Annotated in this window: 25 protein-coding genes; 8 read left to right on the forward strand and 17 right to left on the reverse strand. The window is 50.6% G+C overall.

From position 1 onward, the window contains the following. Positions 1–31 precede the first annotated feature (31 nt). The 4 genes from tkt (at position 32) to AC5E51_RS11135 (ending at position 7,154) form a co-directional block, all read left to right on the forward strand. Positions 32–2,020: a transketolase gene (gene tkt / locus AC5E51_RS11120; protein ID WP_068444036.1), complete on the forward strand. Its 1,989-nt coding sequence runs from the start codon at positions 32–34 to the stop codon at positions 2,018–2,020. Between the two features lie 148 nt (positions 2,021–2,168). Beyond that, complete coding sequence (locus AC5E51_RS11125; RefSeq protein WP_068438871.1) at positions 2,169–3,320, forward strand: IS4 family transposase; 1,152 nt, start codon at positions 2,169–2,171, stop codon at positions 3,318–3,320. 134 nt (positions 3,321–3,454) lie between these two features. Continuing rightward, positions 3,455–5,983 carry a thrombospondin type 3 repeat-containing protein gene (locus AC5E51_RS11130; RefSeq protein WP_491778599.1) on the forward strand — a complete coding sequence of 843 codons (2,529 nt, stop codon included), beginning with the start codon at positions 3,455–3,457 and terminating at the stop codon, positions 5,981–5,983. A 196-nt stretch (positions 5,984–6,179) separates the two neighbouring features. Continuing rightward, positions 6,180–7,154 (forward strand): substrate-binding domain-containing protein, encoded by a 975-nt coding sequence (locus AC5E51_RS11135; protein ID WP_491778600.1) that lies wholly within the window; start codon positions 6,180–6,182, stop codon positions 7,152–7,154. Here AC5E51_RS11135 and AC5E51_RS11140 read toward each other — a convergent pair. Next, the gene (locus AC5E51_RS11140) at positions 7,084–8,046 is read right to left on the reverse strand and encodes an RluA family pseudouridine synthase (RefSeq protein ID WP_491778601.1); all 963 of its coding nucleotides are present in this window, start codon (positions 8,044–8,046) and stop codon (positions 7,084–7,086) included. The genes AC5E51_RS11135 and AC5E51_RS11140 overlap by 71 nt on opposite strands. Continuing rightward, the gene (locus tag AC5E51_RS11145) at positions 8,043–8,450 is read right to left on the reverse strand and encodes a YqaA family protein (RefSeq protein ID WP_491778602.1); all 408 of its coding nucleotides are present in this window, start codon (positions 8,448–8,450) and stop codon (positions 8,043–8,045) included. Before AC5E51_RS11145 ends, AC5E51_RS11140 begins: the two co-directional genes overlap by 4 nt. A gap of 135 nt (positions 8,451–8,585) precedes the next feature. Here AC5E51_RS11145 and AC5E51_RS11150 point away from each other — a divergent pair, with 135 nt between their 5' ends. Continuing rightward, positions 8,586–9,467: an alpha/beta fold hydrolase gene (locus AC5E51_RS11150; RefSeq protein ID WP_491778603.1), complete on the forward strand. Its 882-nt coding sequence runs from the start codon at positions 8,586–8,588 to the stop codon at positions 9,465–9,467. A gap of 22 nt (positions 9,468–9,489) precedes the next feature. Here AC5E51_RS11150 and AC5E51_RS11155 read toward each other — a convergent pair whose 3' ends face one another. Continuing rightward, positions 9,490–11,124 carry an alkaline phosphatase D family protein gene (locus AC5E51_RS11155; protein WP_068444047.1) on the reverse strand — a complete coding sequence of 545 codons (1,635 nt, stop codon included), beginning with the start codon at positions 11,122–11,124 and terminating at the stop codon, positions 9,490–9,492. A 176-nt stretch (positions 11,125–11,300) separates the two neighbouring features. On the opposite strand from AC5E51_RS11155, the gene AC5E51_RS11160 reads away from it, so the two are divergent. Then, on the forward strand, positions 11,301–12,188 hold the full coding sequence (locus tag AC5E51_RS11160) for an alpha/beta fold hydrolase (RefSeq protein WP_068444051.1): 888 nt from the start codon (positions 11,301–11,303) through the stop codon (positions 12,186–12,188). 221 nt (positions 12,189–12,409) lie between these two features. Here the strand turns inward: AC5E51_RS11160 and AC5E51_RS11165 are convergent, their stop codons facing one another. Both AC5E51_RS11165 and AC5E51_RS11170 read right to left on the reverse strand, forming a co-directional pair. After that, positions 12,410–12,832, reverse strand: a complete 423-nt coding sequence (locus AC5E51_RS11165) for a DUF6691 family protein (protein WP_068444054.1) — start codon at positions 12,830–12,832, stop codon at positions 12,410–12,412. Next, positions 12,829–13,239, reverse strand: coding sequence for a YeeE/YedE family protein (locus AC5E51_RS11170; protein ID WP_068444057.1), 411 nt, complete (start codon positions 13,237–13,239; stop codon positions 12,829–12,831). The genes AC5E51_RS11165 and AC5E51_RS11170 overlap by 4 nt, the downstream gene beginning before the upstream one ends. A gap of 124 nt (positions 13,240–13,363) precedes the next feature. On the opposite strand from AC5E51_RS11170, the gene AC5E51_RS11175 reads away from it, so the two are divergent. Then, positions 13,364–14,728, forward strand: a complete 1,365-nt coding sequence (locus AC5E51_RS11175; RefSeq protein WP_068443034.1) for a leucyl aminopeptidase family protein — start codon at positions 13,364–13,366, stop codon at positions 14,726–14,728. A gap of 65 nt (positions 14,729–14,793) precedes the next feature. Here AC5E51_RS11175 and AC5E51_RS11180 read toward each other — a convergent pair whose 3' ends face one another. Both AC5E51_RS11180 and AC5E51_RS11185 read right to left on the reverse strand, forming a co-directional pair. After that, complete coding sequence (locus AC5E51_RS11180; RefSeq protein ID WP_068444061.1) at positions 14,794–15,660, reverse strand: hypothetical protein; 867 nt, start codon at positions 15,658–15,660, stop codon at positions 14,794–14,796. A gap of 369 nt (positions 15,661–16,029) precedes the next feature. Continuing rightward, a complete protein-coding gene (locus AC5E51_RS11185; RefSeq protein ID WP_139325816.1) occupies positions 16,030–16,689 on the reverse strand; it encodes a carbonic anhydrase in 660 nt (219 codons plus the stop codon). 175 nt (positions 16,690–16,864) lie between these two features. Here AC5E51_RS11185 and AC5E51_RS11190 point away from each other — a divergent pair, with 175 nt between their 5' ends. Next, complete coding sequence (locus tag AC5E51_RS11190; RefSeq protein ID WP_068444063.1) at positions 16,865–17,833, forward strand: LysR family transcriptional regulator; 969 nt, start codon at positions 16,865–16,867, stop codon at positions 17,831–17,833. On the opposite strand, the gene AC5E51_RS11195 is transcribed toward AC5E51_RS11190, so the two are convergent. The 10 genes from AC5E51_RS11195 to ahpC form a co-directional block, all read right to left on the reverse strand. After that, positions 17,830–18,345, reverse strand: coding sequence for a thioredoxin domain-containing protein (locus tag AC5E51_RS11195; RefSeq protein ID WP_068434643.1), 516 nt, complete (start codon positions 18,343–18,345; stop codon positions 17,830–17,832). The genes AC5E51_RS11190 and AC5E51_RS11195 overlap by 4 nt on opposite strands. Before the next feature lie 66 nt (positions 18,346–18,411). Beyond that, positions 18,412–18,981 (reverse strand): elongation factor P-like protein EfpL, encoded by a 570-nt coding sequence (gene efpL, locus AC5E51_RS11200; RefSeq protein WP_068434639.1) that lies wholly within the window; start codon positions 18,979–18,981, stop codon positions 18,412–18,414. Positions 18,982–19,061: 80 nt separating this feature from the next. Beyond that, on the reverse strand, positions 19,062–20,231 hold the full coding sequence (gene egtB / locus AC5E51_RS11205) for an ergothioneine biosynthesis protein EgtB (RefSeq protein WP_068434636.1): 1,170 nt from the start codon (positions 20,229–20,231) through the stop codon (positions 19,062–19,064). Next, entirely contained in the window at positions 20,231–21,226 is a 996-nt protein-coding gene (locus AC5E51_RS11210; RefSeq protein WP_491778604.1) for an L-histidine N(alpha)-methyltransferase, read from the reverse strand. Before AC5E51_RS11210 ends, egtB begins: the two co-directional genes overlap by 1 nt. A gap of 203 nt (positions 21,227–21,429) precedes the next feature. Continuing rightward, positions 21,430–21,699 (reverse strand): cysteine-rich CWC family protein, encoded by a 270-nt coding sequence (locus tag AC5E51_RS11215; RefSeq protein ID WP_369598042.1) that lies wholly within the window; start codon positions 21,697–21,699, stop codon positions 21,430–21,432. A 3-nt stretch (positions 21,700–21,702) separates the two neighbouring features. Then, entirely contained in the window at positions 21,703–22,212 is a 510-nt protein-coding gene (locus AC5E51_RS11220) for a porin family protein (protein WP_491778605.1), read from the reverse strand. 207 nt (positions 22,213–22,419) lie between these two features. Beyond that, positions 22,420–23,973 (reverse strand): alkyl hydroperoxide reductase subunit F, encoded by a 1,554-nt coding sequence (ahpF, locus tag AC5E51_RS11225; protein ID WP_068434626.1) that lies wholly within the window; start codon positions 23,971–23,973, stop codon positions 22,420–22,422. A gap of 543 nt (positions 23,974–24,516) precedes the next feature. Beyond that, a complete protein-coding gene (locus AC5E51_RS11230) occupies positions 24,517–24,816 on the reverse strand; it encodes a type II toxin-antitoxin system RelE/ParE family toxin (RefSeq protein ID WP_368043851.1) in 300 nt (99 codons plus the stop codon). Between the two features lie 17 nt (positions 24,817–24,833). Continuing rightward, positions 24,834–25,064, reverse strand: a complete 231-nt coding sequence (locus AC5E51_RS11235; protein ID WP_491778606.1) for a type II toxin-antitoxin system ParD family antitoxin — start codon at positions 25,062–25,064, stop codon at positions 24,834–24,836. Positions 25,065–25,301: 237 nt separating this feature from the next. After that, positions 25,302–25,859, reverse strand: coding sequence for an alkyl hydroperoxide reductase subunit C (gene ahpC / locus AC5E51_RS11240; RefSeq protein WP_068435382.1), 558 nt, complete (start codon positions 25,857–25,859; stop codon positions 25,302–25,304). Positions 25,860–25,966 lie beyond the last annotated feature (107 nt).

Here is a 25,966-nt window from a genome sequence, read left to right on the forward strand (position 1 = left end):
ATGCTAAGCAATCGTGATCAGGAGTCGTTACATGACCACCCGTACCGAACTGGCAAATGCCATCCGCGCACTCAGCATGGACGCCGTGCAGAAAGCCAAGTCAGGACACCCAGGCGCCCCGATGGGCATGGCAGACATCGCCGAAGTTCTCTGGAACGACTATCTGAAACACAACCCGGAGAATCCTGAATGGGCCGACCGCGACCGTTTTATTCTGTCTAACGGTCACGGCTCTATGCTGATTTATTCCCTGCTGCACCTCAGCGGTTACGATCTGTCGATCGACGATCTGAAAAACTTCCGTCAGCTGCACTCCAAAACTCCGGGTCACCCTGAGTACGGTTACGCACCTGGCATCGAAACCACCACGGGTCCACTGGGTCAGGGCATCGCCAACGGCGTCGGTATGGCACTGGCAGAGAAAGTTCTGGCAGGTCAGTTCAACCGTGAAGGCCACGAAATCGTTGACCACAACACCTACGTGTTCCTGGGCGACGGCTGCATGATGGAAGGTATCTCCCACGAAGCCTGCTCTCTGGCTGGCACACTGGGGCTGGGAAAACTGATTGCCTTCTACGATGACAACGGCATTTCTATTGATGGTGAAGTCGAAGGCTGGTTCACCGACGATACGGTTAAGCGTTTCGAGTCCTACGGCTGGCAGGTGATTCCTAAGGTCAATGGCCATGATCCTGAAGAGATCAAGCAGGCTATCGACACCGCACGTGCGAACAGCGATCAGCCAACCCTGATCTGCTGCAAAACCATCATTGGCTTCGGTTCACCGAACAAAGAAGGTAAAGAAGAGTGCCACGGCGCGCCTCTTGGCGACGACGAAATCGCGCTGACCCGCGAGCGTCTGGGCTGGAAACACGGTTCTTTCGAAATTCCTGAAAACGTATACGAAGGCTGGAGCGCGAAAGAAAAAGGCGCTGCGGCAGAATTCGCCTGGAACGACAAGTTCGCTGCTTATGAAGCTGCCTACCCAGAACTTGCAGCTGAGTATAAGCGTCGCATCGCGGGTGACCTTCCTGCAGACTTCGCGGCGCAAGCCGATGCCTACATTCGCGAATGCCAGGAAAAAGGCGAAACCGTTGCTTCGCGTAAAGCGTCTCAGAACACACTCAACGCCTTTGGCCCTATGCTGCCGGAATTCCTCGGTGGCTCAGCTGACCTCGCAGGTTCTAACCTGACCCTCTGGAATGGCTGCAAAGGCGTCAGCGGTCTGGACGCGTCCGGCAACTACATTTTCTATGGCGTGCGTGAATTCGCCATGAGCGCCATGATGAACGGCATTGCCCTGCACAAAGGTTTCGTACCGTACGGCGCCACCTTCCTGATGTTTATGGAATACGCACGTAATGCCGTACGCATGGCTGCCCTGATGAAGCAGCGTTCAATCTTCGTCTACACCCACGACTCCATCGGTCTGGGCGAAGATGGCCCGACTCACCAGCCAGTTGAACAGGTAGCCAACCTGCGTAACACGCCAAACCTGCAGACCTGGCGTCCGTGCGACACCGTTGAATCTGCAGTGGCTTGGAAATCGGCAGTTGAGCGCAAAGACGGCCCTTCTGCTCTGATTTTCTCTCGTCAGGGCCTGCCACATCAGGAACGCAACGCCGAGCAGGTTGAAGCGATCGCCCGCGGCGGTTACATCCTGAAAGACTGTGCAGGCACGCCGGATGCCATCATCATCGCCACCGGTTCTGAAGTCTCTCTGGCGGTCGAAGCGGCTGAGAAGCTGAGCGACAAGAACATCCGCGTTGTTTCAATGCCTTCTGCCGAAGTCTTCTGTGCCCAGGGCGCTGAGTACATGGAGCAGGTGCTGCCAGCAGCAGTCACTGCTCGCGTTGCGGTTGAAGCTCTGCACAAAGACTACTGGTACAAGTTTGTCGGCCTGAACGGCGCCATCGTTGGCATGGATACCTTCGGTGAATCCGCACCAGCAGGCGAACTGTTCAAAGAATTCGGTATCACCACCGATGCGGTCGTTGATGCCGTAAACGGCCTGTTGTAACTGCTTATTAGGTAGTACTCAACGTCGTTAAAAAAACCGGGCCATGTGCCCACTGCTGTCCCACAGTTTTGGGACAGCAAATGAAAAAGCCTGACTCCAAGTGTTATTCTGTTGTTACCACACACCAGAAAAACCAAGGAATCAGGCTTTGTCACATCATAACACCGCTTTTCATCAGTTGCTCAAACCTGTTTCGAGACATGAGTTTGAGTCCCTCGCAAAAATCCATCATTCCGGCCAGAAACTGCGCTCTGCTACTCGATGGGACCAGTTCATTGGCATGTTCATATCCCAGATTTCTGATCGACAGAGCTTGAGGGATATTCACTCCAACCTGGAAGCTCAACGCCACAAGCTCTACCACCTTGGAGCCAAGCCTATTGCTCGGTCTACACTCGCTCGACTTAATGAAAAACAACCAGCGGAGCTTTATCAGGGACTGTTCGGAAAGTTGCTTGCACGTTGCAAAAACACACCGGGCAAGCACAAATTCCGATTCAAGAATCCTCTCTATTCACTGGATGCCAGCGCGATTGATCTGGCCATGAATCTATTTCCCTGGGCGGCACATCGGGAAGACACCGCGAACGTCAAACTGAGTGTCGGTCTGAATCATGGCACTCTGATTCCAGAGTTCGTGGCACTCAGCGATGGCAATGAAAGCGATATGATCGAGGGCCGAAAGTTTGATTTCCCTAAGGGAAGTATCGTTGCTTTCGATAAGGGCTACTTTGACTACGAGTGGTATAAGACATTGACAGATAAAGGAGTTTTCTTTGTCACTCGACTACGAGCCAATGCTGTCTATGAGATTAACGCCGAGTATCCAGTCAAGCCAAACAGCGGGGTTTTAGCGGATCAAGACATACAACCTAACAGCGCACATGCACTGAAGCGAGGTGCTCCCCCCATGAGGCGAGTGGTCTACCGTTGCTCAGAAACAGACAAAACCTATGAGTTTTTAACCAATCATTTTGATCTCTCGGCTAAAACCATTGCAGGGATTTACAAGGATCGTTGGCAAGTTGAGCTCTTCTTTAAAGCCATCAAACAGAGCTTATCGATTAAGACGTTTTTGGGGCGATCCCGGAATGCAGTGATGACACAGATATGGATAGCGATGACAGTCTATCTATTGGTTGCTTACGCGCGATATGCAGCACGCTCGGGTTGGACGGTGTTGAGGATGTTAAGGGTCTTACAGATGAATCTGTTTGAGCGAAAGACGCTTCAGGAGGTGCTAAGTCCGTCACCACCCGACCCAAACAAAAACGAGCCTCAGATGAGGCTCGTTATATGATCCCAAAACTGTGGGACAGCAGTGGGGCCATGTGCCCGGTTTTTTTATGTCTGAAAAGACAGTGTCGCGTAAAGCCAGTCGACCAGATTCACTGCCGTGATAAGCTCTACTCAAACACTAATAAGGAAATATCCGTGTCCAGAGTCATCAGCCTCACAATACTTCTCTCCCTTCTTAGTTCACCCTTCGTCCTTTCAGATACTGATAGTGATGGAGATCTTATCGCTAACGAGTTGGACAACTGCCCGGAAGTTGCCAATCCCAGCCAAACTAACTCTGATAATGACCAGTTCGGCGACGCATGTGATGATGATGACGATAACGACGGTCTCAGTGATGCACTTGAAGCGCAGCTAGGTACTGACCCAACCGATTTTTCTGATCGACTTAACGATACCGATAATGACGATAGCAGCAATCTTGCGGAGCTTCTGCTCGGCTCAGATCCAAATGACGAGACATCGACTCCTGACTCAATAGAATCTAAAGACTTCAACATCACTGATGATCTCGATAGCGTCATTCATTTTACTGGTATTAAAGGGACTCAGGAGGTGAATGGAAATACATTCTCAATACCAGCCCCTTTTGAACACGACCTTGCCGGAAGCGTAATAACTCAAGCTGATCTTGCAGTCAGGCCTTTGAATAGCAGCGTTTTGTATCTGGAGTCTTTTGCTTTCGCAATCGAAGATCAGCTTGAGTTTTTCGTCAATGGGAATCCAGTCAGTGTAAATATTAGCGGGTATTTCGATGAACTCGTTTCCTTACCGATACCTGCGGGCATCTCAATAGTTTCCATCAGATACAACGAGCCAACAGAAGCGAGAGATCGCCTGGTGATGGGGAATATCTTATACGAAGAGGACTCAGATGAAGATGGCCACTCTAACAGCCGGGATAATTGCCCAAACACCTCTAACCCTGATCAATTAGACATAGACAAAGACAATATTGGTGACCTCTGCGACGATGATGCAGACGATGACGGCTTAACCAACCAGCTTGAATCTGATCTAGGCTCAGATTATTTAAACCCCGACGATTATGACATGGACAGCGATAGCGATGGGGTAAGCAATCTTATCGAAGTGCTATTGCAGTCTGACCCCATGTCATCGGCTTCAACACCAGAGACGAAAGACAATCTCGACGTAAAATTCGGAAGTACAGCACAGTCCTTCCTTATGGTGAGCCAGGGAGGGGGTCTGATAACAAACGACAATGATGTTGACTTCTTTTTGCCCCCATATGAGTTAGAAGAAGACTATTCTTCAAATCCCTCAGCAAACGGCCGATTTGTTTTCGCAACTAACTTTACTGAAACGCAAATCATCAACCTCCTTATAGCGATCGAAACTGCCCCAGATACCGTTGCAATTACCGAGCTATCCATTGATGGTGAGACATTGTTACCTACTTATGACCCATCAGTAACTGCAGTTTTGATAACGGACGGACCCCGTTTAATCTCGGTCTCTTTCTCTTATGAGCTAGTGGATGGCGAGACACCACCATACCTGAGTGTAAAACGCCTCGTTAGTGGACAAGATACGGAGCCTTACTACGATGAACTTGATAATCTCGTTGCTCCTCTGGATACATGTCCGATGGTGCAGTCTGGCTTAACAGACAGCGACGGCGACGGTCTGCAAGACGAGTGCGACTACGACGACGCAGATTCAGATTCAGACGGGGTTCCTGATGGCGGTGATAATTGCCCTAACGTATACAATCCACTTCAGGAAGCCTTAATTGAAGATTACGATTTCTTTGGCGATGCCTGTAACCCCGATGACGACTTTGATGGTATTCCAGATGCTATTGAAGATCAGCTGGATTACCGGGACTCACGGGGCGGGGATCTGATTCCTCTCCCCTGGAGTGGGTTTATGTACGATGTCGGCCTCGACTCTGATAACGACGGCGCCCACGATATCTATGAGATTAATACAGGGACAGATCCTTTCACGCCCGATGAGTTTAATACAGTGTCGCTCGTTGATTATTTACCTCTGGGAGAAATAACGTATACCTATCGGTCTAATTATCCGACTATTTTTCCGGAATACCTCGTCGAATACATTGAAAGCGTGTCACCCGAAAATGAAAATAAATATGGAGACTCGACGCTCACATATTTCGGTGAGCCAAGGATGACCTACTCCGTAGGTAAAAATGGTATCTACTTTCATAGTGTCGATAACCCATACACGAGAGAAGCTGAGATTATAGATATGCCACATTTTCCTTTCGAGATTCAGGAGGGGGGTATGGTTTCAACAGACAGACCTGAGGGCTGCACTATAGAGGAAGATTGCGTGCACCACTGGTTGGTCATGCTGGATAAGGGCACTATGGAGTTTCAGGGTGAACCCCATGAATATGTCACGCTGGCGTCTCGAGCTTTTAGTCAAAATGTGTACTACATATACCTCAAAGATATCGGGCTTTACGGCACGCATTACATGAATCTGGTCGACTATAAGATAAACAGTCGGGTTGATGTCGAGGCGGTTGCCGCAGCTCTGCCGGATGAAGAACAGACAGAGAGTGTAGAGACAGAGCCCTCTTCCGGTGGCGGCGGTGGTGGCGCAGTCAACCTGTTCTGGCTGATGCTTGCCTCTCTTAGCCTGCTATCACGTCGGCGCCTGACAGTATGAGACTGCAAGCAAAGAGTTAAAAAGAACCGGGCCGAGTGCCCGGTTTTTTATTCCTGCCAGTTTTTACCCCAACAGAACCAGCCAGTAACCCTCTTTAATCAACCCGGAAAAAATACTGCCTTCCCACCCTTTGCTAAACAGGCCACAAGGTTTATCTTGGACAAACACTAGCTAATGAGAATTGATAATATTATCAATGAAATATTTTCTCAGTATTGTACTCTCAGCTTTTTCTGCTCAGGTTGTCGCTGAAGCGCAGATCTTCGGGCTGCTTGCTAAGAGCACGTCAGACCCAAACTTCGTACTGGCCTGGAATGCATGCGATAAAGCAGCGCGGAAGGAAGGTAATTTCTGCGAGCTACTGGGCTCCCCAGAACCAACGAACGCGCACTTACAGGCCAGAGCTATTGAGGCGGCGCTCACCAGTGAGCGCTACGCTGCAATTGCGGTTTCGGTGACGCAGTCATCCTTCATTGCAGACCGGCTGACTCAGGCCAGCATTCCAGTCATGACGTTTGATTCCCCCTTCAAAAAGGAGGACAAGCTCGCCTCACTCCCATACGTCGGCGCCGACAACGAAGCCTTTGGTCGTGATCTGGGCAGGCTTGCGCTTGCAACGGCCCCTGAGGCAGGCAGCATCTGTATCATGACAGTGGATCACGACCCGAACCTCGCTATTCGTGTCGATGCGCTGCGTCGCTATCTCGCCGGCGATATCCCACTTGAATCCGGGCAGCGTTTATCGGGCGAAGGGGGCTGGGCAGAACCGACCCGTTGCCCAAAACTTCCTAACGCCCATCACAGAGAAGCATTGCATCAGTTAACAGGTATCCTGCGTGATATTCGGCCTGACCTTCTGGTCTCAGTCGGGCATTGGCCTGTGGTCAATGAAAGAGCGTTCAAGGCAGCCATGTCTGCGCTTGAGGAGGAAAACCTGGATACCCGGATCATTGCGGGTGTCGGCCAGATCAGTACCGGGCACCGAGAGATGCTTCGACAAGGCTTGCTTCATGGGCTGGTCAGCATCGACTTCGAAAACATGGGACACCTTGTGTACGAACAACTCAAACGCCTGGCTCAAAACGAAGTTGTGCCAGCAGTCACTTATACGACAAGTATTCTCGTGCCAGCTCAATCTCCGTCGGCTGATCAAGCGCTGAAGGAAGAGTAACGGTGACGTCCTCACCCGGAAGGTTAAGTACCAGCTTGCTCGCCACCAATAACTGATGACTGGCACCGAGTTCCCGAAGATCCTCAGCTGTTAGCGGGGCCTCCAGTCTCTTCAGGTAAAAACTGCCGTCATTTGAATAGATCTTATCACCCACAATGGGATGCCCCTGCGCTGCGAGGTGAGCACGAATCTGATGCTTTCGACCGGTATGAATCCGACACCGGATTAAAGCACTCTCCCCCTCTTTTTCGATAACATCAAACTCCGAGTGGCACTGTTTCACGCTCCGGTATACGTCAGAATCTCCATCAAAGACCGGATACATACGCGTCCGGATCTCGCTGTCGGCACGCTCTGACAAAGGGGTAAAGTCTTCCAGGTGATCCCAGGAAGGTACTCCCCAGACGCAGGCATAGTACTCCTTAACTGCCACCAGCCTGTTCAGGCGCTTCTTCCAGCGCCGGTCTGCAGCCTCATGTTTGGCAATAAGGATAAGCCCTGCAGTCTCTGCATCAAGCCGATGCATCAGGCGCGCATCCCGCCACGGGGTATGCCTGCGTATTTCTGAGATCAGAGTACCGAACAAGTTACGGGTGGTGCGGCTTACGGGCAGTTGGTGGGGTTTACATATCACCATCAGGTCGTGACGTTCCCAGACGATCTGCCAACCGCCCGCTACTGCATCCTCCTGATGATCCTCCAGGAGCACTGAAAGCTCGCCGCTACCTGGTAAGTACTCAATTTCGCTCAAAGGCGTACTGCCCAGAGTGGCCCTGACAAGAAGCTGAGTACGTTCGTACTCCGAATGTCGGGGGAGAAGCCAGAAGAGAAAGTCATCAGGTGTACGCCCTTCGTCCGCCGCGCACAAAGTCGCCTTCAATAGATAACTCATAGATGGGTAAGCCCAGCCCAGACACTGTAGATAAGAAGGTAGCGCAATGCTTTGCCGATAAAAATAAGCACAAAAGAAGACTTCCACAGCAGCTTCGCGACACCGGCCAGCCCAACGAGGATATCACCCAGCAAAGGCACCCAGCTGAACAATAACGACCAACGGCCGTAACGCGCAAAAAGGCTCTCGGCAACTTGGAAGCGGCGCGGTAACTCGTGTGAACGCTCATAGAGCTTCCTTCCACCCACCCCCAACGCAAAGGTTAGCCAGCCCCCGAATGTATTCCCGAGAATCGCAGCAGTAGTCACCAGCCAGGCAATCGCGCCTTGCTCCAGCAATAACACAAGATACCACTCAGATCCGACAGGAAGGATTGAGCCCGCGGCAAACGCCAGCAAGAACATAAGGCTGGCTTCTGCTATAACTTCAAAAAAGTCCCTTTCGACCATAGTGATAATACAGGTGTCTGATAAAATAAGACCCAATTTTACCAGTCAGGGCGTCTACGGTCGCCAACATTGCGGATATCAGAGGCCAACATGCTGCAGTCGTTGTTTAAAGAGAAGTACGGCATTCCACTGGACGAGATCAAGCGTCGTCACGCCTACGCTGATTCTAAGTTTATTCAGGTTCAGGGAATGGATGTGCACTACCGTGATGTTGGTGAAGGCCCTGTGCTCATTCTGTTACACGGCATGTTCTCGTCGCTGCACACATGGGAAGAGTGGATAGATAGCCTGAAAGAAGACTTCCGGGTAATCGCTCTCGATGCACCGAACTATGGCTTAACCGGCGCTCACCCAAAAGGCATGTTTAAACATATCTACAGTGACTTTCTGAACGACTTTACCGATGCTCTCGGCATCAGTGAATGCATGCTCGCGGGCAACTCGCTAGGCGGCTGGATGAGCTGGGAGTTTGCGGGCCGTTATCCGGAGAAAGTCAAAAAAGTTATCCTTATCGACTCGGCCGGTTTTCTGTTCGTTACTCCCTGGCTCCTGATATCGCTGGCCTTGCCGGGTGCAACCTTCTTAAGCCAGACCGTGAAGTACCCTAAAGCTGCATTCTGGGCGGTAATTAAAGATGTGTACGGCGACCGCTCTAAGGTCAAAAAAGAAAAAGTAGATCTCTATTACGACCTGTCGATGCGGGAAGGCAACCGAGCTGCTTCCGCCCGTGTTGTTCATTACATACGAAATATTGGTGGCTTCCGCACTGGCTACATGAAAAATATGAATCAACCGACCTTGATTATGTGGGGTAAAAAAGACCGCTGGATTCCTCTTCGCCACGTAAAATCTTTTATGAAAAAGATCCGTAATTCAGAGTCTGTTATTTATGACGACGCAGGTCATATGCCGATGGAAGAAATTCCGGAAATCAGTGTCAAAGATGCCCGCGAGTTTTTATTGAGACCCTGAAACCAGCACACTAAAGAGCGAATTAATTTCCAGAGTGAAGGGCGGCGATCATATCAGTTGCTGCCCGCTCATCACCCGCAGACCAGTTTCTCAGGTACGAAAGGTCCTCTGAGAAATCAGCTAGTTCGATCGACGATGTCGCAGGCTTAACAGGCTGAGATTCGATGTATCGATATTCACCACGCTTCAGTTTCAATGCTTTCAGACAAGCGGAGTCATAACGTGGGCTATCAACACGGTTAACCACCCACCACTCGGCTTGCAAGTGGTCATGGGTAATGTCGAGTAAGACAAACCCGCGATAATAAAAATCGATAAATTCCAGATGAGGCATCACCTGCATTAACGAAGAGCCCGCTAACGCAGCCGTTGTTTTATTACTGATTCCCGGCGATGTCACCGCGGGTGTGACTAATTCGAAGCCTATCGGAGTGTCGATTGAAGTGAATGGGTCATCATTCAGTGTCATAGCCCAACCTGAGTGAATATCGCCGGTCAGCACACCAAAATTTTCTACATTGTGCCGGCGAATACAATCGAATAAGCGACGACGTGCCGCAGGATAACCATCCCACTGATCGTAATTAAATGGCTGCTCCGCCAGTCCGAATTGCGCCATCATCACTTGCTGACCAAGCAGCTTCCAGGTGACCCCCTCCTGCTGTGCTGAAGCCAATCGGGTCTCCAGCCAGGCTTCCTGCTCTGCGCCAAGTAAGGTTCTTTCCTCCGCATTGATTGCGTCGGGGGTTTCCGCCGGTGCATCCCGTCCTGCAAGGCGGGTGTCCAGCACCGAGAGATCCAGAAGGTTACCGAAGCGGTATCCGCGATACAGAGCCAGTCGGCCGGTGTGGCTGATTTCGCGAACCGGCATCCATTCGTAATAAGCCTGTACCGCTGCACTTAAGCGCTGCCCCCACTCACCCTGTATTAACGAGTGATTAGCAGCACCGCCCTGCCACGCATTATTCGCTACTTCATGATCGTCCCAGATGGCAATAAAAGCATGCTGGCGGTGCACTGCCTGAAGATCTTTATCCGCCTTATAACAGGCATGCCGGGCCCGGTAATCTTCCAGCGACACGGTTTCGCCCAAAGGCTCATTTACCCGACCGGATGCCAGCGACTCTTCAATATTGGCGTATTCGTAGATGTAGTCGCCCAGATGAAGTACGACGTCGAGGTCATGACGATGTGACAGTTCGCGATATACATTGAAATAGCCTGCGGCGTAATTTGAACAGGAGGTAAAGGCAAGCCTGAGGTGATCGACGTTCCCTTCTGGCAGTGTCCGGAATCGACCGGTATCAGACCAGTGCCCGCGGGCGTAAAACGCATAGAAGTAGGTTTTGCCCGGGAGCAAACCACGAACATCATGTTTAACAGTAAAGTCCCGCTCTGCTGAAGCCAGCCCCTCTCCTGAGGCAACAATACCCTGAAGAGAGCGATCGGTTGCTACTACCCACCGATATGGCACAAGATCCCGGTCGCCGTCAGGGCTGATTCGCGTCCAGAGAATAATAGCGTCGGTCAGAGGGTCACCACTGGCAATGCCGTGGCGAAAAGGAAATCCAGCCTGTTTTCTCTGATCTTTACCGCCGGGGAACAGAAAACCACTGGCGAGACTATCAATCAGAAACTCCCTGCGAGACAGAGGCATATCGTCGGCTCATTCTGTGACTGACGCGCACAGTAAACCCTCTGCAAATGACAGTCAGATGGCCCCCATCTGACAAAACGATGACAATTTCGCAGTCAATGCTGTCGCTATTCAACCTACCGGTCACACCAAGAGACGGGCATTCTTCTGCAGAACAGAAAATAAAGGAAAGCAGCATGTCATTGATGCGTTACCTGGGCCTGACGAAACTGAGTACAGCAGAGCTGGCCGAGATCTATACCAACGATAACTCCCGATTCTTCCATTACCGTGGTGACAATATTCACTACCGGGTTGAGGGAAGTCAGGACGAAAACGCACCAGTCCTCATCATGCTGCATGGCATCATGGCCTCGCTCCAGACCTGGGATGGCTGGGTTGAACACCTGAAGGGGAAGTACCGGATTGTTCGCCTTGATGTGCCTGGCTTCGGCCTCAGCGGTGCTATCAGTGACGGTGATACCTCCATCGAAGGAATTGTCGACCGTATCAATGCGCTGCTGGAGCACCTGAAGCTGGAGAAGGCTGTACTGGTAGGAAACTCGCTAGGTGGCTATATCTCCTGGAGCTTCGCGGCAGAGCACCCTGAAAAAGTTCAGGCGCTCGTACTTCTGGATGCAGCGGGCTACCCGATGCAGCTTCCTCTGATCATGAAGCTTTTCACAACGCCCTACCTTCGCCACCTGGTGCGGGTAGCAACGCCTCAGTTTGTTGTCAGATACATTCTCGGCGAGGTTTACGGGGACAAGCGACGCATAGCGGAAGAAAAAATCCCGTGTTATCAGGATATGATGCTGCACAAAGGCAATCCGTTATCGCTGCTGAAAATCTTTGAGGAGCTCGACAATATGACGCCTGAGAGAGTTTCTGACGTAACCGCCCCCACTCTGATTCAGTGGGGTGAGAAAGACATCTGGATCACGCCGAAGAACGCGCCGCTGTTTCATCGGGACATCAAAGGATCAGAGTTGATTACCTACCCAGGTGTCGGCCATGTACCGATGGAAGAAATTCCGGAACAGTCTGTGAAAGACGCCGAAGAGTTTCTGTCACGCGTTCTCTGAATCTGAATGTGCCGCCTCGTCAATACAAAGATGAGGCTGGCCGAAGACAGACAGGATGAATAAAGCGGAATCAGAAATGTGATGCATGGTGCTGGCCCTCAATTAACGATATTCACAGTTAACCGTGTGTCAGCACCAAACAGAAACAGATATTAACTACTAGCCCGATAGCAAATTCTGATCAAAGCTTCTTAGTTATTCTTGTTTATTCCTGGCTACTCTTAGCTGCTTTTTACCGGTCCAACAAAATAGTGAGCCAAGCGGTTGCCGGCAATCAGCGCACCCACGAAAATAAGTACACTCTCATTACCAGACAATACGTCAACCAGAGCGGGCCCCGGGCATAGCCCGACCAGCCCCCAACCTATTCCAAACATAGCTGCACCAGCAACCAAACGAAGGTCAATATCCTGCAGGCTTGGCAGGTGAAAACTCGAAGCGAACAGAGGTTTGGTCCGGGCTTTACTTAATTGAAAAACAATGAAGAAGGTAACCACTGCGGCGCCCATCACTGCGATCAGTTCCGGCTGCCAGCTACCGAACACATCCAGAAATGCCCGGACCTTCTGTGGATCATTCATACCTGAGACCAACAGGCCAAGTCCAAAAAGGAGACCACTCAGAAAAGGGATAACATACCTCATAGACTCAACCCCACTGCATTCATGATCGCGACGGTCACAATACCGGCTGCGATAAAGGTCAGCGTGGCGACAAATGAACGGAACGAAAGCCGGCCCATGCCGCACACTCCATGACCACTGGTACAGCCATTGCCAATATAGGTACCAAACCCCACAAGGAGCCCTGCAGTAATCAGAAGCCCTGTGCTATCAGTGATGTTTATCGGAGTTGAATAACCTATCGCCTGCATCACCGGCCAGGCAACCAATAGCCCGACCAGAAACGCAAGTGCCCAATGGCGCCCTGAGTCCATAACCAGAAACAAACTGGAAAGCACCCCGGTCATACCACTGATGCGACCGATGCCCACCCAGAGCAAAGACGCGGCGGCACCGATCAGAAAGCCACCGCCAATTTCATCCCACATTCTGCCTCCCAAGGCCCAGAATAAAAGCGGCTTAGTTTACCCGAACCCTGTATATCTGTCCGGTTCTGTTACCCTTGTTATACTCCTATACTACTAAGCGAATACCCAGAAACAGGAAATAACGATGTCTGCAGTACTGATGCATAGCCAGGAAGGTACGCCCCTTCACCTGATCGAGAAAGAGCACTACGCCAACTGGCTCGATAGTCAGCCGGAACACGTCAAACAATGGCTTCTGCATTCGGGCTACACCGGCTCCGGCCACACCATTATTCCAGCAACAGACGGCAGCATTGATAGCGTTCTGTGCGTGGTCGAATCTACCGAAGATTTCTTCGTCTGTGGCAACCTTTCCAGTGCATTGCCAGCCGGAACATACACTCCCGTTTCTGACCTTTCCGATGAAAGCCTGTTGGCTCTCGCTTTCGGCTGGGGCGTTGGCGCCTACCGCTTCGACCGGTACACAGAGAAATCGGCAGTCACCGCAAAACTGGCCCTGAATAACGAAGCTATCATTGAGGAAGCTGGCCGCTTAATAGAAGGTACTAAACGCGTTCGAGACCTGATCAATACACCTGCGTCTGACATGATGCCGCAGAACATATCATCAGCGGTTCATTCCATGGCCGATGAATTCGGCGCAAAAGTCCGGGATATCGTGGGTTCAGAACTGCTTGAACAGAACTACCCTATGATCCATGCGGTAGGCCGCGCCAGCGAGCATGACCCTCGCCTGATTGATATGACCTGGGGAGATCCAGACCACCCTAAGGTCACGTTAGTAGGTAAAGGTATCTGCTTCGACAGTGGCGGTCTGAATATGAAACCTGGCGACTCCATGCGTCTTATGAAGAAAGACATGGGTGGTGCAGCCCACACGATCGGTCTGGCCTACCTGATCATGGCCAATAAGCTACCAGTGCGCCTGCGTCTGCTTATCCCCGCCGCTGAGAACGCAGTCAGTGGCAATGCTTTCAGACCCGGCGATGTTATTCCGACTCGCAAAGGTTTGACCGTCGAGATCGACAACACTGACGCGGAAGGCCGCCTGGTGCTGTGTGACGCATTGTTTGAAGGTGCCAGCGAAAAGCCTGACCTGATGATCGACTTCGCAACGTTAACGGGCGCATGCCGTGTTGCACTTGGCACGGACCTGCCCGGCTTCTTCACGAATCAGAAGCAGCTGGCTGGTGACCTTATGCAAGCGGGTGAAAAGATATCGGACCCTGTCTGGAACCTGCCCCTGTTCCGCATGTACAAAGAAGCCCTGCACAGCGAAGTTGCCGATATGGTCAACTCCGTTCCCGGCCCATTCGGGGGAGCAATCACAGCCGCGCTGTATCTGGAAGCATTCGTCGAAGAAACTCCATGGGTGCATTTCGACGTTATGGCCTGGAATCGCCGAGCACTCCGTGGGAAACCTGTCGGTGGTGAAGCTATGGGCATGAGAGCCATGTTCGAGTATCTGCGTCAGCGCTATCCGAACTAAGTAAATGAGAAATAAAAAAGCCCGACTGCAAAACAGCCGGGCTTTTTCAGGAGTTCACAACGTTATCAGGCAGTCTTACTGTCAGATTCTTTGTTGTAAATATCGTCTACGGTCACCTCAATGTTCTCAGGTTTGTGGTTAACCACAGCCGAACTTGCCTGTTTCTGGGTCTTGCGTGTTCCCTTCTTAAAGAGGGTGCGACGCGCATCCAGAATAACCCGACCAAACGAACCACAGTCCAGAGAACCAACACAGGCCATTTCATCGCCTTTATGCCAGCTTGGGTTACGGCTTTCAAAGAAAGCGATCTTAGGCACAGCACGCTCTTTGTCAGTGATCGGTGTTACGAAGTCTGACAGTGTACAGGCGTCCTCACCGAAGTCCAGAAGGCCCGTTTCACGATTGAGTGCGCCCGGGAAGATGTTATCCGCAGCAGTAAAAGCAACATTCTTCAGGTGCGGATCATCACCGTCAATGTTCGGGTAATACTTGTAGAAGTTGTTTGCCAGAATCAGGTAGGTACGGTAGCCCATAGAAATCAGGAACCAGTACATCGGCAGAGTCGGATGACGGAGACGCTCTGAAAGCAACCAGCGGAAAAATGACTGAGGGAATGCAGAATGCCCCCAGTATTCTTTTGCCATCACAGTATCACCGCTGAAGAGAATTCGGACTGGCTTGCCGTCGACTTCAATGGTGCGGGCAACACCCGTCGAGAAACCCACGACCTTGCCGTCGGTTTTGCGCTTAGCAATGTGAGCACCGGTTTTATTCGAGAAGTCTTCCAGGAACTGTTCAAACGGCGTGTTCTGGTAGTACACCTTAAACAGTTCGTACATTCCCAGACACTCGTCGAGAGTAATGTCTTCACGCTTTTTGAAGCGCATTTTGATCGGAGGCAGTTTCTTCTGCGCTGCTTTGTTCGCTGACATAGTGAGAACTCCTGTCCCTTTTCATAGGGCTCATTTATTTTATTGTTCAAGCAGTGTCAGAAAGGTGGCAAAAGGGAGGTGTCCCAATGCGACAAAAAATAATAAGAGAGTCAGAAACACCACCACGGGAATCGCCATCAATGGCGCGCAGACGTAGTGTGAATTATGTTCTTATTATTTTTATTATCGGGGCAGTGCCCCACCATCTGACGTCATCACTGTGATGACAAGAAAATAAACAACTGTTAATTAAACTAAAATTTGTCTATTAACTGACTGAGGAGTTTACGCCTTTTCAGGCCATAGCCAATGGGTAAAACGAGCCACAGAAACAATGGCCCGTTTTGTTACATAATGTAGTGACTTTAGTCACTTAATTTCAGCAATCTCTTTCTGGTATCGAGACTCGAAATTTTCGAAGGAAGTACCGGTCTCTACTGAACAACGGATGCCACCGGTCTCGATATTGTACACCCAACCGTGAATCTCTACCTTACCTGTGGCAAGTTTGGCAGCGACAACGGGATGTGTACGCAGATGCTGAACCTGCTGAAGAACGTTCTCTTCAATGGCTTCATTCAAGTGCTCATGGCCAAGACAGGCGCCACTTTCAATGCCGTTTCGCTCGCGCACAATCTCCATCGCCGAGCGACAATGCCCCAACCACTCTTTAACGTGAGGTAGGCCATTCAGGCCATCCATGTCCAGAGCACCTTTCACCGCACCACAGTCTGTATGGCCACACACAATAATATGGCGTACACCCAACACAGCAACTGCATACTCGATAGAGGCCGTCATACCGCCCGTTTCGTTAGAGTGTGGTGGAATGATGTTACCGGCATTACGGCAGATAAACAGGTCACCCGGATCGGACCCTGTCAGCAGATTAGGATCAATACGCGAGTCCGAACAAGTGATGAAGAGGAACTCGGGGCTTTGCCCACCCGCGAGGGTACCAAACAGGTCTTTCCGCTCTGGATAAACATTCTTACGGAAGTTGAGCACACCATTGATAACGTCTTTCACTGTCATTCCTCTTCTTCAGGGTTGCGTAGCCTAAATGATTTAGCCACATCACAACATAGCCCAAACAAGCTGCTCTGCTGCATCTGTCGCCAGAGCAACATTATAAGTCCGTACAACAAAATCAAAACTGATATATTTAATACCATCCATAAGCTGAATCTTATAGAGAAACCTGATGCCGCTCACCATCCAGAAACTTGCCAGTCGCCTGACATTCCGCCAGCTCCAGGTATACAAAGCCGTCTATGAACTGCGCAGTTACAGCCAGGCAGGCGACCTGCTCGGTCTGACCCAGCCGGCGGTGAGCAGTCAGGTACGACAGCTTGAGCAAGCGTTGGGCACATCGCTGTTCGAATACATAGGCCGCAAGCTTTACACCACAGCGGCTGGCGAGCGTATGTACGATGCAGTGAAAGGCATCTTCGCAGAGATCCTCGACCTGCAAACAGAGCTTGCAGCTCTGGAAGGCCGGGTCGCCGGCGAATTGCGCATTACCGCAGTAAATACTGCGCAATACGTTGTGCCATACCTCATGCGCCCCTTTCTCGATAAAAACCCTGACGTGCGGATCAGTGTACGGGTGGTTAACAGGGCAACAGCAATCGAGCGCTTAAGCGATAACGTCGACGACCTTGTCATTATGGGGATGGTGCCAGATGGCAAAGGGCTGATCTCAATCCCCTTCCTCGATAACGAACTGGTAGCAGTCGCACCGGCAGAGCACCCATTGCTCAGCCAACCAACCGTCAGCGCCGAAGAGTTTCTCAACAGCCGGTTACTGATGCGGGAAGCGGGCTCAGGTAGCCGGCTCGCACTCGAGGTTCACTGCCATGAAACCCGACTGAAGATACCTGAGGCTATGATTCTGGGCTCAAACGATGCGATTAAACATGCAGTCATTGCCGGTCTTGGCGTCGCTGTCTTACCGAAGTTGAGTATTTTGCCCGAACTTCAGCTAGGTACCCTGCAGATTCTTCCCATTGAGCACTTTCCACTGCGCCGTAGCTGGTGCCTAGTACACCCCGCAAACAAAAGTCTGACGCCAGCAGCGCGGGCATTTGTTGAGTATATTCAGCAAAACGCCGGAGAATTCAGCAGACAGTTCGATAAACAGAGCCACTACTTTCCACACGAGGATTTCTAAGGTAAGCGGAAGCCTTCGGCAGATTCAGGAATATACCTCCAGATCAGTTTGCCATCCTCCAGTAGCAAGACGCCCGCACGCTGCCAGCGGGTGCCTGATGCGCTTCGGTTGCGGATGCCCTCTCGCCATAAACGCATGACTCCCAATAACGAGGGCAAGCCCATAAAGTGAGACGCAGCGCTGAAGCCCAGACCTGCCTGACCATAAAGGTGACGCTCTGGATCATGATAGAAGGTCAGCCCCTCGGCGCCGCCTATATCTTCCAACCAGACGTCACGTAACGCCTCATCACCATGCGTAACGATAACCACATGAACCTCAGAATTCTCTGCCGCCCAGCCACTCACGCGTTTGATATCGCGCTCAGCAAAAGGGCACCCGGTATGCCGTACAAAAACAAGTAGCAACCGTCCGGGAAAACGTATTTCAGGTGGAAGGTCTAAAAAGTCACCGAGACGCAAGTCATCACGTACTGCCTGCACCGGCGGCTTTTTAAGAAATATTGAAGCCAAAGTATGTCCACGTCTCAGATACAAAAAAGCCCGGATAATCCGGGCTCAGTATGAAAGAAACTCAGATCAGTTCGCACGACCTGTGAACTTGCTTTCATCGGTATTCACCTTAATGCGGTCGCCCTCTGCGATATGCTCAGGCACCTGCACGACCAAACCTGTGCTCAATGTCGCAGGTTTAGTACGGGATGTCGCAGACGCACCTTTCATTGCTGGCGCAGTCTCAACGATCACCAGCTCAACGATAGTTGGCAGATCAACACCTACCGCAGACTCGTTAAGAACAACCACCTGCAGCCCTTGAGTCTCTTCATTGATAAACATCGACTCTTCAGCGATGGTCTCTTTGTTCAGCGGGTACATGGTGAAGTCTTCAGAGTCCATGAAGTTGTACTCGTCACCATCAATGTACGACAGAGTCACGGGGCGACGAACCAGATCCGCCAGGTTCAGCATATCGCTGTCTTTGAAAGACTCATCCAGCTTAGCGCCAGTCACCACATCGTACATACGCATACGGTAGATAGAACCACCGGCGCGGCCTTGGGGCACAGAACGCTCGATGTCTTTTACGAAGTACACGCTGCCGTTGTACTCAACCGCAGCATTCTTTTTAATTTCACTGGCCTTAGGCATGAAAACTAGCTCTTAGTTAACGAATTTCGAAGCGTGAGATTACACCAAGCCGGTAAAGAAGCAAGCGCGACAAACGCAGCTCAACGCACCAGACGGATTCCCATATATTGCCATTTGAGCCAGGGTTGGAAGAAGTTGCGATAGGTTTTCCGGCTGTGCCCTTCTGGCGTCGCGACTGAACCACCGCGCAGCACCATCTGGTTCACCATAAACTTGCCGTTATACTCACCAACAGCGCCGCTGGCTGTACTGAAACCTGGGTAAGGTAGGTAGGCACTGTTGGTCCACTCCCAGCGCTCGCCCCACTGGATCTTATGAGAAGCGACTTCCCATTCTGACTCGGTTGGCAAGCGGCAGCCTTTCCATGCTGCGAACGCCGATGCCTCGTAAAAGTTCACATGCGCTACTGGCAGGTCAGGCTGAACAGGACGCAATCCATTGAAGTCATAAACCATCCATTCCTGTTCGGGCTTCTGCCAATACAGAGGCGCTTCTGCATTTGTTTCCTGCACCCAACTCCATCCGTCGGAATGCCATAAATCAAACCGTAGATACCCACCGTCTTCTATAAAAGCCTGGTACTCACGGTTAGTGACCAGAGAGCGACGTATTTCAAAATCTTCGATGTACTGCTTGTGTGCTCCATGTTCGTTATCAAACGAAAACCCTTTATGACTGGCCGGGACACCCACCGAATAAACACCACCTCCCACGGCAGCCCATTGCTCTGTTAACTCGGAGGCGAAAGCCTGAGCCGATCGCAGTTCAGGTACTTCCAGAGGTGGGTATAAGGGGTTATGGCCAAGGATGTATTTAATATCCGTAATCAGCAGTTCCTGGTGCTGTTGCTCGTGATTCAGGCCCAGTACCACCAATGCTTCGAGCTCAGGGGAGAGTTCGTTACGCTCCAGAAACTGAGCCATGGCATCATCAACGTAACTCCGGTACGCGTAGACTTCATCGACCGTTGGACGGCTCAGGTTTCCCCGGTCTGCTCTCGGTACGCGCTCGCCAACCGTTTCGTAGTAACTGTTAAACAGATACCCCCACGCCGGATGAAATACCTGATAGCCGGAAGAGTGCGGTGAAAGAATAAAGGTCTCAAAGAACCAAGTGGTATGAGCGAGATGCCATTTCGGCGGGCTCACATCCACAACAGGCTGAACAACATAGTCTTCAGCCGAGAGATTCCGGCATATCGACTCAGAGGCAGCCCGGACCAGGCGATATTGATTCAACAGGTCTGACATCAGTTCTTCATCCAGACAGCATTTACGAACCAGCCCTTGCTATCCAGACAGTGTTTTACTGGTGAAAATCCGGTTGTCACAGCAAGATCATCGACCTCTGTCAGACTGAATTTGCGCGAAACCTCCATAAACACAGGCTCGTGGTTCTCGAATGATATCGAGCGCCCTGCAATGCTCACTGTCTGGTTTTTCTGACTGATAAGATAGCTCTGACATGCGCCACTGACAGGGTTGTAGGTCTGAAAGTGTTCAAAGTTTTCTAACCGGAAATCGGCACCTAATTCACCGTTAATACGGCGGAGTAAATTCAGATTGAATTCCCGTGTCAGCCCGTCGCTGTCGTCGTATGCTTTTAATATCGTGCGGGGGTCTTTTTTAAGATCAAAGCCTGTAATTAGTAAATCACCCGGGTGCATGTGCTCGCCAAGACGCAGGCAGAATGTGTGGCAGTCCTCGACGGGCATGTTTCCGATGTTAGAGCCGAGAAACAGTACAACTTTGCGACGTTGAGAAAACCGGTCAATTTCCCCTAACGCAGCAAAGTAATCGCCTTCGAACGGGTGAATATCGACATCTGAAACATTCTGCTGAATACCCGCGCACAACACATCGAGAATGTGACCAGAAATATCGACCGGTAAGTATCGGAAGTCAGCACTCGCTTCTGACAGGTACCGCAGCAAATGACGTGTCTTTATTCCGTCACCGGCCCCAAGTTCTACAAGGTCAAATCCGGCTCCGTCGATATTCAACTCGGACACCAGCTCGTTCGCTTTTTCGCGAAACACTTCCATTTCACAACGGGTCAGATAGTAGTCGTCACAACGCATAATACGTTGGAATAAGTGATCTCCGGCTTCATCGTAGAAGTATTTGGATGACAATGACTTCTGAGGCTGACTAAGCCCACGCAGAACATCGTTAAGAAAAGTTGTATTGACCGGCGCGTTATCTGCTTCCTGCACGTGCGCCAGAACTGAGTGTGTACCAGACATAGTATCCCTGCCTATTCAGAGTGGCATCGCTACAGAACTCAGCTGCCACTGTCATTATTCTATAGAACCCGAAGGCCATTTCGTCAGTACTGCTAATGTCACCCTATGCCAAGGGTCTGAACAATGCAGCTACTTGGCCGAACCTGATACGCCAAACCAGCTATTCGACCAGAGGTCAGGGATACCAGTGAACTATGACAGTTTTACGTATGTCGGGACTTTTGCTGGGTTTGATTGCCATCAGTGGCACAGGAGGGACAAAGACAGGCTTTATTCCGGCTTGAAGCGGGGATCTGGTCGAGAGCGTGCTGACTGATTGTCTCAGTCATACACCAGCATAGAGTATCGAAAGAGCCCGCAGCGGCGGGCTGACAGTGGTTGTCAGCGCCGCACAGCGGGCAGCTGTGCTCAGGCCGAGGTGAAGAGGCATGCGAATTATGAGAGGTATGCGATTCAGTCATACCCCAGAGCATACCTCAGAAGTTCACGGCCAGACCAACACCAAGAGCATCCAGTTCTACATCATCGTCGTCGATGTAGTTCATATATTCTGCGTTAATTTCTAATCGCTCATTGATGTTGAAGTCTGCGCCAATACCCATAGAAAGGCCCATTTCATCGTCAGAATCACTGAAGACGCCATTGTCATAGCTGTAATCCGCACGGGTCAGACCGACGATAGCGTATGGAAAAAATACGTCAGATAAGGCAATACCACCACGGACATAACCGCCCAGCAGGCTGTCCAGCTCCACGCCATCGTCATCAAGGCCAAAACCAGCACGAACTTCACCGGAAAAGTTCTCATTGATGTACATGCCAAAACGACCGTATGGCATGGTGACGTCATTGTCGTCTCCCAGCTCTGCCATTCCCAGACCACCACCGGCATACATTGCACGATCCGCCATTACCGGAGCGGCACAGGCGCCAGCGATACCAAGAATTGCCATTTTCTTTGTCAGTGTGTTCATGACCATTTTCATAAAAACATCTCCGTAATAAAAAACGAGTACGTAATCGGAGAGCTCATATCGAAAATAGTTCGAATTATATTTTTTGAATTTTAAGGAACTATATTTGGCTTGAATCAGCACGCATAAAAAAAGCCACTAAGACTTCATGTCTTGCGGCTTTTTCCCTCTTTTTCAGAGGAAGGCCACTTTACGGTGGCCAGGGTGCTTTAATTAAAATCAGTTACGAATCAGGTGATCGAATGCGCCAAGCGCGGCCGTTGCACCGGCCCCCATCGAGATGATGATCTGCTTGTACGGTACATTCGTACAGTCACCCGCGGCAAATATGCCCGGAATACTGGTTTGCCCGTGGTCATCAATCACCACTTCGCCGCGTTCAGTCAGTGTCACTGTGTCCTTAAGGAACTCAGTGTTTGGCACCAGACCGATCTGTACGAAGATACCAGCGAGCTCGACGATATGAGTTTCGTCTGTTTCGCGGTCTTTATACTGCAGACCGGTAACACGCTGACCATCGCCCAGTACTTCTGTGGTCATTGCCTGTTTGATGATTTCAACATTCGGCAGAGATTCTGCTTTCTTCACCAGTACGGCATCCGCACGCAGTGTGTCTGAAAACTCAAGTACAGTTACATGCTCAACGATACCTGCGAGATCAATTGCAGCTTCAATACCTGAGTTACCACCACCAATCACAGCCACTTTTTTGCCTTTGAACAGAGGACCGTCACAGTGTGGACAGTACGCCACACCTTTATTACGGTATTCCTGCTCACCCGGAACGTTCATCTCTCTCCAGCGAGCGCCTGTAGCCAGAATCACTGACTTGCCACTGAGCACAGCGCCATTCGACAGCTCAACTTCGGTCAGGCCGCTGTCTGTTTTACGAACACCAACGGCTTTCTGGGCCTTCATCACATCAACGTCATATTCTTTGACATGCTCTTCGAGGTGCGCCACCAACTTCGGACCTTCGGTGTAAGGTACAGAGATGAAGTTCTCAATTCCCACAGTGTCTGAGACCTGCCCACCAAAGCGGTCTGCAACGACACCGGTACGGATACCCTTACGAGCCGCATAAATTGCTGCAGACGCGCCTGCAGGGCCACCACCGACAACAAGAACGTCGAAGGGGTCTTTGTCTTTCAGTGCAGCGGCGGCTTTCTCGTCGGCATCGTCATCAACCAGGTTGATGATGTCTGCCAGAGTCTGCTTACCGTTCGCCAGTGGCTCACCATTCAGGTACAGCGCAGGCACCGCCATGATGTCTTTACTGGTCACTTCTTCCTGGAATACACCGCCATCAATCATGGTTGCGGTAATGTTCGGATTCAGAGCCGCCATCAGGTTAATCGACTGAACGACATCCGGGCAGTTGTGGCACGAAAGCGACACGTACACTTCAAAGTTCAGCTCTTTAGTCAGTGCCTTCGCCTGATCCTGTAATGCCTGGTCTTCCTTCGATGGGTGGCTACCTGCCTGCAGCAGTGCAAGGACCAGAGACGTAAACTCATGGCCCAGAGGAATACCCGCGAAGAATACACGCGGAGCGTTGTCTTCTTTCGCAATCGCCATCACCGGTGCACGACCATTAATTTTGTCTTCAGTCGTGCTGACAGAAATCTTATCGTTCAGCTCTGCGATCTCACGCGCCAGCTCTTCCAGTTCATTCGACTTAGGCGAACCATCCACAGCGACCAGCAGTGAAATTGGGTTACGCAGGTTATCAAGGTATGCGCCCAGCTGTTGTTTCATGTTTGCATCAAGCATGATGGTTTCCTTTATGTTGATTCGGCTTCTGGCTGCTACTTATATGGTGCCGGAAGCGCCTTAATTCAAAGTACAGGATTATAGTAGCGCCTCAGTATTGATAAGATAAATCAATCTTTTCTAAGAGGGTGATAGGTATTAGCTAAAGCCCGACCATAGTTATAACCTATAGTGCGATTTAAACTAGCATGACGGGAGCACAAGGTGATGATCCCGCTCAAGACCAGAGAAGTTAAGGAGTGACTGTGAAGAATGGTCGTTTGAGAAAGAAGCTTAACCAGCCTATTCAAGAAATCGGGGTCTTGGGAAAGCAGCGATCCCTCAGGTTTATCGTGTGGTTTGGCCTGGGAGCAACGGGCATGTTCTGGGTTGTACTCTGTTATCACTTGGGGTGGGCAACTGGTAGCAAAGCTGCTCTGGTTTTGATTGCACTCGTGGCACTTTCTTTCTTAACTATTTTCCTAACTGTGCCCCGAAGTGGGGTCAGATTTCAGGTATTTTCAGACGATAAAAAACACAGCAGGAAGAGGTAGAACCCGAGGTTTAACTGCAACCTATGGCGGCGCTAACATCCATCTTACGGTGCAGGACTCTGATAACAAAGATACCTGGTGGATCAAGCTCATAATAGACAACGTGGCTCCTGCAAGGATACTTCCGCAAGTTCTCTGCAATGTAGTCACAGTGACTACCAAGGGAAGGATTGTTAGCCAGGAGGTTAAAGGCCTCATCAACTAGTCTGAGATATTCTCGCCGTTGCTGACCTCCCCAAGTTCTCTCTGTGTATGCAGCGATCTCCCGAAGATCATTCATGGCTGCATTTGAAATCCTGAATCCATTCACTTGTAAGCGTTCCCTGCTTAGTTATCAAATTCCTGCATCAGAGCACTGTAGCTGTATTGAGCAACACCGCTCTCCTTGCCTTCTGAAATCAACTTTCTCAATGTTGCCAACTTCTGCTCATCATCCTCAAGCTTGCGCAAACCCGCTCGAATGACCTCACTGACCGAGCCATAACGCCCGCTCTGTACTTGCTCAGCCACAAAATTATCGAAATGATCACCCAAGGTGACACTTGTATTCTTCGGCATGCCCACACCTCCAATACCAAATATAGGTATATATTGGTATTTAGTTCCTGCGATGTCAAAAGCGCAAAGAAAAACCCCAGCCGAAGCTGAGGTTTTCATCGTACATCTGAGCGTTGGCGAGGAAGGCTGTGCAAGGCAAAAGCCAGTTGAGGAAGCGGAGTTTAGTTAGCCTAAATGAGCATTCCGAAACTGGCTTTTAACGCCGCGCAGGCAACGCAGCTAGCTCAGAAGTCAGATTTAGATCTTGCCAACCAGATCCAGTGAAGGAGCCAGAGTCTCGTCGCCTTCTTTCCACTTAGCAGGGCAAACCTGGCCTGGGTTGTTGCGAACGTACTGAGCTGCTTTCACTTTACGCATCAGGTCGTCAGCGTCACGGCCGATACCTTCAGCAGTAATTTCCATTGCCTGGATAACACCGTCTGGATCGATCAGGAAAGTAGCACGGTCTGCCAGACCCTGGCCTGGACGCATTACACCGAAGTTGTTGGTGATAGTGCCGTTCTGGTCGCCCAGCATGTAGTACTTGATCTTACCGATGGTTTCAGAAGCATCGTGCCATGCTTTGTGTACGAAGTGAGTATCGGTAGAAACAGAGAACACCTCTACGCCCAGCTTCTGCAATTCTTCGTATTTGTCAGCCACATCACCCAGTTCAGTTGGGCAAACGAAAGTGAAGTCAGCTGGGTAGAAGAAGAAGATAGCCCACTTACCTTTTACGTCAGCGTCAGTTACGTCAACGAATTCGCCATCTTTGAATGCAGTTGCGCTAAATGGCTTAATTTCTGTATCGATCATGATGTTTCTCCATTAGGTTTATGTTTGAACGAGTTCCATACTAGAAGCATGGAGCTTATACGTTAAATTGATCTTTTCAAACCATCTGATAGCAATAGCCTATCAAG

It is taken from the genome of Thalassolituus sp., from assembly GCF_984348125.1.

Bases quoted from the DNA above. Each gene is read 5' to 3' on its own strand.
- tkt (WP_068444036.1), top strand. From the start codon at position 32: ATGACCACCCGTACCGAACTGGCAAATGCCATCCGCGCACTCAGCATG.
- AC5E51_RS11135 (WP_491778600.1), top strand. From the start codon at position 6,180: ATGAAATATTTTCTCAGTATTGTACTCTCAGCTTTTTCTGCTCAGGTT.
- AC5E51_RS11140 (WP_491778601.1), bottom strand. From the start codon at position 8,046: ATGAGTTATCTATTGAAGGCGACTTTGTGCGCGGCGGACGAAGGGCGT.
- AC5E51_RS11145 (WP_491778602.1), bottom strand. From the start codon at position 8,450: ATGTTCTTGCTGGCGTTTGCCGCGGGCTCAATCCTTCCTGTCGGATCT.
- AC5E51_RS11150 (WP_491778603.1), top strand. From the start codon at position 8,586: ATGCTGCAGTCGTTGTTTAAAGAGAAGTACGGCATTCCACTGGACGAG.
- AC5E51_RS11155 (WP_068444047.1), bottom strand. From the start codon at position 11,124: ATGCCTCTGTCTCGCAGGGAGTTTCTGATTGATAGTCTCGCCAGTGGT.
- AC5E51_RS11160 (WP_068444051.1), top strand. From the start codon at position 11,301: ATGTCATTGATGCGTTACCTGGGCCTGACGAAACTGAGTACAGCAGAG.
- AC5E51_RS11165 (WP_068444054.1), bottom strand. From the start codon at position 12,832: ATGAGGTATGTTATCCCTTTTCTGAGTGGTCTCCTTTTTGGACTTGGC.
- AC5E51_RS11170 (WP_068444057.1), bottom strand. From the start codon at position 13,239: ATGTGGGATGAAATTGGCGGTGGCTTTCTGATCGGTGCCGCCGCGTCT.
- AC5E51_RS11175 (WP_068443034.1), top strand. From the start codon at position 13,364: ATGTCTGCAGTACTGATGCATAGCCAGGAAGGTACGCCCCTTCACCTG.
- AC5E51_RS11180 (WP_068444061.1), bottom strand. From the start codon at position 15,660: ATGTCAGCGAACAAAGCAGCGCAGAAGAAACTGCCTCCGATCAAAATG.
- AC5E51_RS11190 (WP_068444063.1), top strand. From the start codon at position 16,865: ATGCCGCTCACCATCCAGAAACTTGCCAGTCGCCTGACATTCCGCCAG.
- efpL (WP_068434639.1), bottom strand. From the start codon at position 18,981: ATGCCTAAGGCCAGTGAAATTAAAAAGAATGCTGCGGTTGAGTACAAC.
- egtB (WP_068434636.1), bottom strand. From the start codon at position 20,231: ATGTCAGACCTGTTGAATCAATATCGCCTGGTCCGGGCTGCCTCTGAG.
- AC5E51_RS11210 (WP_491778604.1), bottom strand. From the start codon at position 21,226: ATGTCTGGTACACACTCAGTTCTGGCGCACGTGCAGGAAGCAGATAAC.
- AC5E51_RS11215 (WP_369598042.1), bottom strand. From the start codon at position 21,699: ATGCTCTGGGGTATGACTGAATCGCATACCTCTCATAATTCGCATGCC.
- AC5E51_RS11220 (WP_491778605.1), bottom strand. From the start codon at position 22,212: ATGAAAATGGTCATGAACACACTGACAAAGAAAATGGCAATTCTTGGT.
- ahpF (WP_068434626.1), bottom strand. From the start codon at position 23,973: ATGCTTGATGCAAACATGAAACAACAGCTGGGCGCATACCTTGATAAC.
- AC5E51_RS11235 (WP_491778606.1), bottom strand. From the start codon at position 25,064: ATGCCGAAGAATACAAGTGTCACCTTGGGTGATCATTTCGATAATTTT.
- ahpC (WP_068435382.1), bottom strand. From the start codon at position 25,859: ATGATCGATACAGAAATTAAGCCATTTAGCGCAACTGCATTCAAAGAT.